The sequence below is a fragment of the Xenorhabdus santafensis genome (genome assembly GCF_033949405.1).
Lineage (GTDB): Bacteria > Pseudomonadota > Gammaproteobacteria > Enterobacterales > Enterobacteriaceae > Xenorhabdus > Xenorhabdus santafensis.
Genome location: NZ_VCDN01000324.1, coordinates 1 through 288 on the forward strand (window position 1 = coordinate 1; position 288 = coordinate 288).

Annotated in this window: 1 protein-coding gene; it reads right to left on the reverse strand. The window is 37.2% G+C overall.

The window, feature by feature from the left end; genetic code table 11:
• Positions 1-86 precede the first annotated feature (86 nt).
• Positions 87-288: DDE-type integrase/transposase/recombinase (locus FE392_RS22660; RefSeq protein ID WP_319931933.1), on the reverse strand; the 202-nt coding region annotated here is incomplete at its 5' end.

The following is a 288-nucleotide window of genomic DNA, read 5'->3' on the forward strand; positions in this document are numbered from 1 at the left end:
GAGGGACTTTCTATAGAAGGTCCGGTTCTGGTGCAAATAAAGGATACATTCCAAAGAGCAATGGGGATTCCTATCGGAATCGTTCTTTACGCTATTAATCCGAATAATTGATGAATAAATTCTTTTTGATTTTGAACAGACTGATCCCGTAAATCAACTTGTTCTTTTTTTATCATATGCATGGCTTCTACTCCTGCAAGAATACATGTAGCTGTGCCAAAAGATTTAAATCCTAACATAGAGCGTACACGTTTTTTAATGAACCGATGGTCTTGCTCCACTACCTTA